The following is a 10,632-nucleotide window of genomic DNA, read 5'->3' as shown; positions in this document are numbered from 1 at the left end:
GTCGTGGATACAGTAACGTTATGCGTAATTACTGCAATACAAAATCTTAAAAATAAAGGTGATTCTATGTGGCCACTTGGACAATATGAAAGAATGGTTCATGAAATTAAGAGACGTGAGAATAACGATATCCCAGTAACATTTGGACTACTAGTTGCGGACTTCCATCAACATAGATGTAAAGAGTATATATTAAATTACATAGACACTTTTAATTACAAATCGGATAAATATATTAATTTTTATTTGCCGGGATATTTGGAGGAGGACTCATATAATCAAAATGAAAAAATAACAATAAATAAAAAAAGTTACTATTTTAATAGAGAGATATATTTAGATTTTCTTAGAAACTTAGAATCAGATTTTGGAATAGATTTTCCATATAACCCAGTGCTTATTCTTATGGAATATGACAGAGGAAATTTTATCAAGACGAAAAGGATAATAATTGAGCTAGATTCAAACGGATCTGATATAAAGCAAGCCGGTAAAATGTTCGAAGAAATTTTTAAAATAGCTAAAGAATTTGTTTCCATTGAAGATTTCTCGAAGTCTCTAATGGATTCTGAATTTAAGGACGGTCTTTTAGATAAGATTGTTGAAGGAATTGATCTCAGTTATATAACAGCAATTTATAACAAAGCAAAAGAAGTTAGTAAATACAGGCTAAAGAAAGCAAATTAACAAGTAATATGTAGAGAATTCAAAGTAGGCAGTAACTACGCATAACAATGTATTCACGCTGCAGTCCGGCATGCGCCATCCTTTGGTCCTCCAGGGGCATTTCGAGGGTGCTGAATCAGGCGGACAACCCTGCGAGGCTAACTGCGCAAGCGCAGCCGGCGACTTTGTCGCCTTAAGCCTCTCGGGTTTGTGAATACAAGAACGTTATCGGAAATCATAATTAGCATGGAGGAATAACAATGAAAACAAATAAAACACCAGACATTCTAAATGAATTTGAAATTAAGCAAGGATTATATAAGGATTTTTCTAATAAACTTGCATCATTAATCTCAGAAATACTTTTATCCAATAAAATTAATGTTCATTCTATTACTTTCAGAGAAAAAGAGCTTAAGAGCTTAAGTGGCAAACTTCAAAGAAATATGAACAAATATAATAAGTTAGAAGATATTACAGACCTCGCAGGTTTAAGAATAATTACATATTTTTCTGATGAGGTTGATTTAATTGCTAATTTAATTGAGAAAGAATTTGATTTTGATAAAGAAAATTCAATAGATAAAAGAAAAATTCTGGATCCAGATAGATTTGGATATTTGTCGATGCATTATGTAATTAAGTTAAGAGAAAATAGAATTAGCTTACCTGAATATAGTCGATTTAAAAATTGTTCAGCTGAAATTCAAATTAGAACAATTTTACAACATACATGGGCTGAAATTGAACATGATTTAGGATATAAAAGCAAACTAGAAATTCCTAAAGATATTAGAAGAAACTTTTCTAGATTAGCTGGATTATTAGAAATTGCAGATTCCGAATTTATGAGGATTAGGAATGATCTAGAGGACTATGAAGAGCAGGTATCAAAACAAATCGAATCACAACCAACTAAGGTATCTATTGATAAAGTGTCTTTGGAATACTTTGTAAATAATAATAATAAAATACTTGAAATATCAAAAGCAATTGCACAAACAGCAAATCACGAATTAAGTATATCATCAGTTTTTCTTGATAGGTATGTTGAAAGACTACATTATTTAGGTATTGAGTATATTTCTGAAATTGAAAATTTATTAAATGAATATAGTAACGATATAATTGAATTTTCCATTAGATGGTTAAATTCTGAAGATAATCATGAATATGAAATTAGTTATGTGAATTTAGATATTGCTCTCTTTTATTTGTGTTATTATTTGGTCGCCAAAAAAAGATCTTTCAATGATGCAGTTGAATATTTCGAGAAGTTTGATATTGGATTAGATGAAGATAGAGCTAGAAACTCGAATAGATTAATAAAAATCTATGATGATATTGTGGGTTGAATTATGATATCCGATAACGCCATATTCACGCTGCGGGGCTATAGCCCCTTGGTTGTCAGATGTATAATCATGGGAGAAGTTCAGACAACAAACGACACAGCCTAAGATAAGAGTTATCTAAGGTTGTGTCGTTTCGTGAATACAAGAACGTTATCAGAAATCTAATCAAGGGAGCAAAAAAAATGAATTTCTTAGAATTAGAGTATTGTGATAAATGTAAAACACAAGAGTGTACGATGCGAGAGATTACACATTTTATTGACTGGATACAGGCTGAAGAAAACACGAATTATGAGCATTATAGTTGCCCAGATAAAGAGAGTGATAATTTTACTGCTGATTTTCAATTTAAAAGTGTTGATAAAATACTAACAGTTGAGGTAAAACGGCTTCATCATGCCTTTTCAAAAAGTAAAAAACAAGAGGCGGAAGAGATTGCTTCGGAGCGTGGTATGCGCATAATAAACGGAATGTTTAACCAGGCTATGAATTGTATAGATGATAAGGTTTACGATTATATTGCGAATAGTTTTGTTGTTGATATGCCAATGGCTATTGTTAGCGATAAGGAAGCCATTGAATTAGGGGAGCAACTAATAGAATATCTCTCAACTGCTGATTTAGATTTAGTAAATAGCAGTTTTGTTTATGAGAAGAAGAACAAAAGGAAGATCGAAATAGCATTTAGGCCACTTACAAGTGAATTGAACCGCTTCTCAGAAAAAGGAAGGATACTTCAAACATTTCCCACCTCATTGAATGATGAAGGGGTGAGCTTATCTGATTTTTGGAATATCACCTTTGATTTAAGTTCCATCAAAGAAAAGATTTTAAAAAATCTAATTAAATCTAACAATAGCTTTGAGGGGGTAGATAGTAATCGTGTTGTGCTTCAGATAATAGTAATGAAGTATAGTCTGGACTTAGCACTGAGTATGCCTGAGTTGCTAGATGTTTTTATTTCAAATTTAAAAGAGGAAATCAGAAGTTATAAAACAGAAATGAATGAAAATAAATTTAATTTCGATAACGCTTACATTTGTATCACTATAGCTGGACTCGATGAAAAAACTGATTTTAGAATCATAGATATTTCCGATTTATTGATAAGCTAGACATCTGATAACATAATATTCACGCTGCGGCTCCTTCGGAGTCTTGGTCTACTGGATGGATTTCGAGGAGGCTTTTCAGCAGACAACCCCTTTGGGGTTCATGAATACAGGAACGTTATCGGACAGACTTAAGTCTGATTGAAAGTACATAAAGCGATAATGTTAAAAATATATATACTTATATTTTGGTAGGAATTGGAGATGGGAAAATGACTTCTGAAATCTCGTTTGGGATAGGATGTTTCAATTTTGGAATGAAAGCAGGAACTTCTACTACTGTAGGTGGATATTTTAATGAACTTCAAAAAACATTCGAAGCTGTATCAAATATAAGTGAGATAAAGATTGAATTAGATGAAGAAGATTTTGATTTTTCAAAAGAAATTAGCAGTTCGATTTATGACAATATGTCTTTAGGAGGAAGAATTAAACCTAATGTAAGAAATGTGAGAATTTCATTTGATATATTTATTCCCAAAAGAATTCAAGAAGACTTAAAGCATAATCCTAAACTTTTTAAAACGGAAAAATTCAGAGTTGTAATTAATTATACTTATTATTTACCAGTCGCAATAGTGCAACTTCTTGAGCCATATGGAGGAGATGTAGATCCTTCCAGTGCTGTAGTTCTAGTACGTGAATTTCTAAGGAAAGAATTTTCGAAAATAGATTCATTTATTGATTTTCAAGTTCTTGGACCAAGTCCATTTCATGGAGATTTTTTTATCAAGGAAAATAATCAAATAAAAGATAAGTTCCAAATTTCAATTTTAGAAACGAAAGCTTATGATGAAATTAACATAATGTATAACGGATATACTGATGTTGATGAGGCGTTTGAAGATATAGAGCTTGAAATCCTCGATGAGATTGGATTTTTTTATGAATTGATGCATACAAATTTGTCATCAATCAGGGAATGGGGTTCAATTGAAGAGAAGTTTGACATTCTAATAAGCTTAAAGCAAGAAAGGAGAAAAGTTAAATATTTATTTTTAATTAATAGAATTCTTAAAGATCTCTTTATTAGCATTAGTTATTTCGAAAAAGACCAAATTTTTTATAATTCATACATCCAAAAAAACAAAAGAAATATCATTCACTTTTCTTCATATATAGATAGAGAAATTAATGAACGAGTAAATTATCCTACCAGTCAAGTAACTGAACTTATTAAACTTTATGAAAATCAAAAACTTAATGTGAATGTTATGTCGGCAACAGTAATAGCAGCTATTTCTGGTGGGGTAATTGGTGCAGTGATTACTGCATTATTTACTTGATTTTAGACATGATAGCTAACTCAATGAAGGCAAGTCCGTCCGATAACATAATATTCAAGCGGCGGCTCCGATGGAGCCTTGGTCTGCGGGATGGATTTCGGATTTCAGCAGACAACCCCTTCGGGGTTCATGAATACAGGAACGTTAGCTGAAACCCCTTGAAAAGATGGAGGAAAATACTATGCCTATTTTTGAATATCTTAAAAAAGTAACAGGTGAAGATCTTAATAGTTTTTTAAGTGCTTCGATTACATTTTTACCTGTTATTTATGGAATTTATAAGTTCTATGTAAGATCAATTACATCAAGAAGCTTAGAATATGACTTAATGCCATATGAAAATCGTATATTACTAAAGTCTTTAAAGGCTATTATTTCAAGTATAATAGGCGGGCTTGTTCTTGTGTTTTTTGGTTATCAAACAAACTATTTATTTAAAGAAATAGGACTAAATAAAGAGAAAGTAACCACAGTATTAGCCTATGGTTGGCTTATTATTTTATTTGTCTTACTGATATTGCTTGCTAGAATAGCAATATGTAAAATATTTAAGAAAAAAGCTGTCGAAGATTTAAGGAAGAGTAAAATACAAATTGTATCTTTTTGGGTATTATATACTCATTTGATAATAACTTTTTATTTTGCTAGTGATCTTTCTTATTATCTACTAGATTATGAAGACACTAATGATTTATTCCAATTAATTATTGAGATGATATTATTTCCAGGATATTTGATTTTAGTGTTCTATTTTATATATATAGGTTTAATGAAATGGCTTTTACTCAAGCCAGTAAATAAAAGAGAAAAATATAAAATCAAAGTAAAAGAAAAAGGAATATATTTACATATACTGTATCCTAAAAATAATAAAGTTATTGTATTAGGTGATAAAGAAACATATGAGGAAAGCAATAATATATATTGGTACTTCAGAGACACAAAAGAGCTTGAAGAATTTAAAAAGAGTAGTAAGTGAATCGAGGATGAAGGGGCATCAGCTAACATTATATTCACGCATCGAGGCTTACACCCCTTGATCGTCCGATGTATAATCATGGGAGATAACTCAGACGATACACGAGTCGCGAATACGGGGACGTTAGGTTAGACGAAATAATTGAAAAGAATCGGGGAATGCAGCTAATGTTTGCTACATGTAAATGGGAAGAAATGAGTGAAGAACAAAGAGAAATTATATGTTCAATGAGTGAAGATGCTCTTATTAAAAGATGGAATACTCCTCAAGGGAAGAAGATCAAGCAAAAGATAATTGAAATAAACTATCAATATGGAACTAGCAATCAGTACGTCGAGTTAGTAGGTACTATAAAGGAAGATATGAGCGCGAAATCACCAAAAATAGATTTAAGGGGAATCGATTTTAGCAATTTTTATAACTTAAAGAATGACGAAATTTTCTCTTTCGATTTCTCAAATTGTTCTCTAAAATACTCCAATTTTAAAAATTCAAAGTTTATGACTTCAAAATTTGCAAATGCTGATATTTTGTATAGTCATTTTGAATTTACATTTATTGACTATAGTGATTTTAGCAATTCAAATCTAACACTTTCTAACTTTGATAATTGTTCATTTGAACATGGTGATTTGTGTGGTGCTTGGATATCAAGTGTATCCTTTAAAGACTCAAATCTTGGTTATGTTAAGTTTGATAGAAAAACTGACTTTTATAATATCGATACTGATGCATTTGCAGGAAGTACTAATCCTTTATTTCTTGACAATATAAGAAGAAAACATTTTTTGAAAAACTTTAAAAACCACAGCGTTGCAAATAAAATCGTTTATTATATTTGGTGGGTTATTAGTGATTGTGGCCAGAGCTTTTTTAGATGGTTTGGCTGGTCTGTAATTATATCGATTATTTTTGGAGCACTTTACTCAGCTTTTAGTGATTCTTTCATTATCACAAGTGGAAGAGATTTAACCCCCTTTTCATTCTACTATTATAGTGTGGTTACTTTCTCGACATTAGGCTACGGTGATATTTCACCTGCAAATTTATTAGGTGAAATACTTGTAACATTAGAAGTAGTAATCGGTTACATAATGCTAGGTGGCTTGCTTAGTATTTTCGCAGACAAGTTTATTCCAAAGAAATAGTATTGTAGGTAACTCAGTAAGGCAATTACTTCGTTTAACAACATATTCATCCATCAGGCATTCGCCCTCGGTCCGGCAGGAGATTTGGCAGGGAATCTGGGCCAGCTGAACACATCCGACTTCGTCGGACGTCGTGAATACAGAGAATGTTATGAGAAATCAAATTAGAGGAGAAACAAAGTGGGGAAAAAACTAACTATATTTCTTGTAGATGGCTCAGAAACAGGGCCTAGAACAATTGAGATCGGTAATTGGTCAGGGAAAGCTGTATATTCACAACGCTCTTCTCTACCCAAAATTATAGAGCGCTCCGAGTTTAATAGACCAGGAGTCTACATTTTAAAATCTTTACCTAATAACGATAACTATAATGAACGAATTTACATAGGTGAAGCAGAAAATCTTAAAAAGAGATTAAAGCAACATTTAGCTGATTCAGATAAGGATTTTATTGAAATTGTAGCCTTTATAAGCAAGGACGAAATGCTTACTAAGTCTCATATAAAGTATTTGGAATCTCGTATTATCTCTTTATCTAAAGATGCGAAAACAGCCGAAATTGATAATTCGGTTCAGCCTGAGTTAACGACTCTTCCTGAAGCCGATATCTCAGATATGGAGTACTTTTTAGAGCAGATGAAGTTGATTTTTCCGGTAGTTAATTTTATGTTCTTAGTTCCTTCTACCCTTAACCAATCAAATGAGACTGTGATTGCGCCAGTTCAAGTTAATAGCGACATCGTATATACGCTAAAAAGTAAGAGAGCTTCTGCTAAATTGATTGAAACTGAAAAAGGCTATGTAGTTCTGTCTGGATCTCAAAGCTGTAAACAGACGTCGAGTTCCATCTCTGAAGGATGGATCAAGCAGAGAAACAAGTTGATAGAAACCGGAGTTCTAGTCGATGGCGGAGAATTTTATATATTTAATGAGAATGCGATTTTTTCTAGTATTAGTGCGGCAACTGCTGTAGTACTGGGGCGCCAAGCAGCAGGCCCTGTGGAGTGGATAGATGTTAATGGAAGGACGTTTAAGCAGAATCAAGAAAAGAAATTCGAAAGTGAGAGCAATGGAGAGTAATTCGACATCTCAAAACATAATATTCAAGCAGCGGCTCCTTCCGGAGCCTCGGATATCAAATGAAGGAGATTGTTTATATTATCACAAAAATTTCAACCCCTTTTAGCTACTCTTCAGCGGTTATTGCTAGAGATTATGTGTTTCTTGGCTTACATCGGGGTTTTGGGGAAAGCTTCTCCGCCCAAATACATAATACATTTTTCAATCTTAAAAGAACTTTATCTGAATGTGTATACAGTTAGAATCAATGGTTAAGGTGAATGTGTATCTAAAAGATATTAAAGATTTACCTGAAATGGAGAAGGTATTTTTTGATTACTTTGAAAAATAGGTGAATTCCCTGCTCGAATGACATCTTCTACTGAATTTATCGACGCTGATTGTTTAATTATGATAGACGGTAAAAATTTATGGAAGGTTTTTCATGACAAATACGCCCAAGAAGAGAATCGACTCTGCCTCTAGAATAATTAAGGCATCTCCGCAAACAATTTATCAAGCATTTATATATCCTGAAGCTCTAAATTTCATGGCTTCCACCAGAGGGAATGAAAGGTCAGATTTATGAGTTCGACGCGCGTAATGGCGGAGTATTTCTGATGTCTCTAACGTATAATGATGAGGATCATTCCTCAACTGGAAAGACGTCGGAACATACAGATGTTGTTCAAGGGAGATTCTTGAATTTGGTCCCAGATGAGCAAATCGTACAATTAATTGAATTTGAATCCAATGACCCCATGTTTGCGGGTGAAATGACGATGACATGGACCTTTGCCATTGTCCAGGATGGAACTGAGGTAACCATCGTTTATGAAAATGTACCGAAGGAATACGACAAGAATATCACGCCGTAGGTTTAAGGTCATCTCTTGAAAATCTCGCATTCTTCGTTGAATAATAAACAATAGGAACAATATGATTTACTCCATAGGTAACATAATGTCAAAAATAGATAATAACATTGAAGAACTTAAAACAAATAAGAAACCTAAAAAAGAAGAATCCGTGAATTCGAAGTCCTCCTCTACATCATCTAACATTGTTTTCACGCACTAGGGATTACTCCCCTTTCACTTCCAATGTATAATCATAGAAGATACATGATTATCACAACAACTGGAGGACTCATTCGTATGATCGAATATTTAAATTCCTTAGACGGAATAAATGAAGAGCAATTGGACTCAGGATTTTTTGATGGATGGCCGAATCCACCGTCGAGGGCGAACTTTTATCGAATACTACAGAATTCAACCTATATTTGGCTAGCAGTTGATAGTGACAGCAACAAGGTTGTCGGATTTATTAATGCCATTTCAGATAAGGTGTTAACAGCATACATACCATTACTAGAAGTCGTACCAGAGTATCAGAAACAAGGGATTGGCTCAGCATTAGTTGACAGAATGTTAGAAGAGCTAAAGGATTATTATATGGTGGATTTGTTATGTGATGCGGATCTACAAGGATACTATGAGAATAGAGGAATGCGTGTAACGACTGGCATGATGAAGCGCAACTATAATCAGCAATCAGGGAAGACATTGTAGGGCAAACTTCATAATAGCGTTATTGTATTCACGAAACGACCCAGCCATAGATAGCTCTTATCTTAGGCTGGGTTATTTGCTGTGTTGATTTTCTTCCATCATCGCAGGTATTTATCCTGCCTAACGCAGCTTTTCCGTTCTTTAGAATACTTTTTTCTGTCCTGGGGGATTTTATTAATGACGATCCATGATTAGTTAATCCCCAAGGGAGTGGTTTGTATTAATACTATCATGAACAAGAACTCCTTCAATTCTTTCATCACTTCTTCTCTCAAAGGCATATCTCAGGTCATCTTGATTGAAAATGCAGTTTCCGGACTTATTATATTGGCTGCTATAACCGTTGCATCCTATGCTTTAGGGATCATTGCTTTATGCTCAGCGCTCATCGGAACGTTAATTGGAAAATTGGGCGGTGCAGACCAGGATAGTGTCAGTCAAGGGTTGTATGGTTATAACTCTGTACTATCAGGCTTGGCCCTTTCTTTATTCTTAAGCGGTAATGACCGCTGGATTATTGCTCTGTTTGGTGCAGCCGTCGCTGCTTTATGTACAGCTGCCACGATGCACTTTATGCGCCAATCTGCTATTCCCGTCCTTACCTTCCCGTACATCATTCTAACCTGGTTTTTACTGCTCGCCTCGTATCGCTTAATTACGTTTAAGATTTCCCCTGATCTTGTGCCCCAAACACTGGCAAGCTGGAAACTCGATATTCATGGAGGGATCCATTGGCTGCTTGGCGCAGCCGTGAATGGAGTCGGACAAATATTCTTTCTCGATCATCCTCTGTCGGGGATTTTACTATTTATCGCTATATGTTGTGCTGGATGGAAATTCGGAGCTTACACGATCATAGGTAGCTTCGCTTCATTAATAACAGCATACGGACTTGGAGGCGAGCACCAGTTAATTAATTCGGGGCTTTATGGTTTTAATGCGATTCTAACCATCATTGCGGTTTCCCTTGTGTTTAAAGAGAACGAGCGGCAGGGACTTATCATTGGAATTATCGGGGCTTGTTTAACGGTTCCCATAGCAGCGAGTCTCCAAACCTGGCTCTTACCCTTTGGACTTCCCGTACTGACCATGCCTTTTGTTTTGTGCACATGGATAATTCTTGGTGCCAGGAAATTACTCCCCAGATTGTAACGAATGATTTACAAAATATAGCCCAAAGAACAAGAAAAGAGGACGCCTCGTTAGGACATCCTCTTTATTCACTTAGGATTCAAGATGGTCACTCATCAAATCATAAACCTCGGATTCAATGTTGTTTAAATGTTCTTCCTCAAGCTTTTGTTGTGGATGTGGATGGTACCAATGGATATCACCATCGTGAACGATCCCCTTGTATTCAAGACCTTCAACCGTTAACGAAAATTGAGGTCGTTCATGGACTTGCCCCTCGAAAAGGTGATCTACTTCAAAATTATCAATCATCTCGCTTCGG

General features: G+C 34.3%; 11 protein-coding genes. 10 read left to right on the top strand and 1 reads right to left on the bottom strand.

Features of this window, described 5'->3' with window-relative positions; translation table 11 throughout:
* The 10 genes from ABEQ74_RS13400 to ABEQ74_RS13355 form a co-directional block, all read left to right on the top strand.
* A partial coding sequence (locus ABEQ74_RS13400; protein ID WP_430122664.1) for a hypothetical protein occupies positions 1-687 on the top strand: 687 nt, incomplete at its 5' end.
* 239 nt (positions 688-926) lie between these two features.
* A complete protein-coding gene (locus ABEQ74_RS13395) occupies positions 927-2,021 on the top strand; it encodes a GTP pyrophosphokinase (protein ID WP_430122663.1) in 1,095 nt (364 codons plus the stop codon).
* A 182-nt stretch (positions 2,022-2,203) separates the two neighbouring features.
* The gene (locus tag ABEQ74_RS13390; protein WP_430122662.1) at positions 2,204-3,136 is read left to right on the top strand and encodes a hypothetical protein; all 933 of its coding nucleotides are present in this window, start codon (positions 2,204-2,206) and stop codon (positions 3,134-3,136) included.
* A gap of 209 nt (positions 3,137-3,345) precedes the next feature.
* Positions 3,346-4,419 carry a hypothetical protein gene (locus ABEQ74_RS13385; RefSeq protein ID WP_430122661.1) on the top strand — a complete coding sequence of 358 codons (1,074 nt, stop codon included), beginning with the start codon at positions 3,346-3,348 and terminating at the stop codon, positions 4,417-4,419.
* Positions 4,420-4,600: 181 nt separating this feature from the next.
* A complete protein-coding gene (locus ABEQ74_RS13380) occupies positions 4,601-5,398 on the top strand; it encodes a hypothetical protein (RefSeq protein ID WP_430122660.1) in 798 nt (265 codons plus the stop codon).
* 167 nt (positions 5,399-5,565) lie between these two features.
* Positions 5,566-6,546, top strand: coding sequence for an ion channel (locus tag ABEQ74_RS13375; protein WP_430122659.1), 981 nt, complete (start codon positions 5,566-5,568; stop codon positions 6,544-6,546).
* 180 nt (positions 6,547-6,726) lie between these two features.
* Positions 6,727-7,626 carry a GIY-YIG nuclease family protein gene (locus ABEQ74_RS13370; RefSeq protein WP_430122658.1) on the top strand — a complete coding sequence of 300 codons (900 nt, stop codon included), beginning with the start codon at positions 6,727-6,729 and terminating at the stop codon, positions 7,624-7,626.
* Between the two features lie 548 nt (positions 7,627-8,174).
* Positions 8,175-8,483 (top strand): SRPBCC domain-containing protein, encoded by a 309-nt coding sequence (locus tag ABEQ74_RS13365; RefSeq protein WP_430122657.1) that lies wholly within the window; start codon positions 8,175-8,177, stop codon positions 8,481-8,483.
* Positions 8,484-8,762: 279 nt separating this feature from the next.
* Positions 8,763-9,179 carry a GNAT family N-acetyltransferase gene (locus ABEQ74_RS13360; RefSeq protein WP_430122656.1) on the top strand — a complete coding sequence of 139 codons (417 nt, stop codon included), beginning with the start codon at positions 8,763-8,765 and terminating at the stop codon, positions 9,177-9,179.
* 231 nt (positions 9,180-9,410) lie between these two features.
* Positions 9,411-10,331 carry an urea transporter gene (locus ABEQ74_RS13355; RefSeq protein WP_430122655.1) on the top strand — a complete coding sequence of 307 codons (921 nt, stop codon included), beginning with the start codon at positions 9,411-9,413 and terminating at the stop codon, positions 10,329-10,331.
* Between the two features lie 72 nt (positions 10,332-10,403).
* Here ABEQ74_RS13355 and ABEQ74_RS13350 read toward each other — a convergent pair whose 3' ends face one another.
* The gene (locus tag ABEQ74_RS13350) at positions 10,404-10,622 is read right to left on the bottom strand and encodes a DUF5342 family protein (protein WP_430122654.1); all 219 of its coding nucleotides are present in this window, start codon (positions 10,620-10,622) and stop codon (positions 10,404-10,406) included.
* Between the last annotated feature and the right edge of the window lie 10 nt (positions 10,623-10,632).

The organism is Paenibacillus solani, assembly GCF_050475945.1.
Classification (GTDB): Bacteria; Bacillota; Bacilli; order Paenibacillales; family Paenibacillaceae; genus Paenibacillus_AQ; species Paenibacillus_AQ solani_A.
This window is presented reverse-complemented; position numbering and strand designations above follow the sequence as displayed.